The sequence below is a fragment of the Cohnella sp. GbtcB17 genome (genome assembly GCF_019091135.1).
Lineage (GTDB): Bacteria > Bacillota > Bacilli > Paenibacillales > Paenibacillaceae > Cohnella.
Map to the genome: position 1 here is coordinate 1 of NZ_JAGXJW010000383.1, position 247 is coordinate 247.

The 247-nt window shown below is 68.4% G+C and carries 1 pseudogene; it reads left to right on the forward strand.

Annotated elements, in window-relative coordinates:
- Window positions 1–247, forward strand: a pseudogene (locus KVT38_RS33985) (MFS transporter); the annotation flags it as partial.

Genomic DNA, 247 nt, shown 5'->3' on the forward strand with positions numbered 1-247 from the left:
TCCGATCGCTCCGAGCTGACGGTCGGCCAGAGCGGCGACGCCATGCTGTTCCACGGGCTGGGCAATATGCTCGGGAGCACGGTGAGCGCGTCCGCGGCCCGCCGCTTCGGCGCGGCGGGCATGGGGTACGCGGGAATGACGCTGCTGGGCGCGCTGTATGTGCTGTTGCCCCGACTCCCGCATCTAACCTTGGCGGCCGTTTGCTACGTTATCATTTTCGCCGGGCTCGGCACCCCTTTCCCGGTCG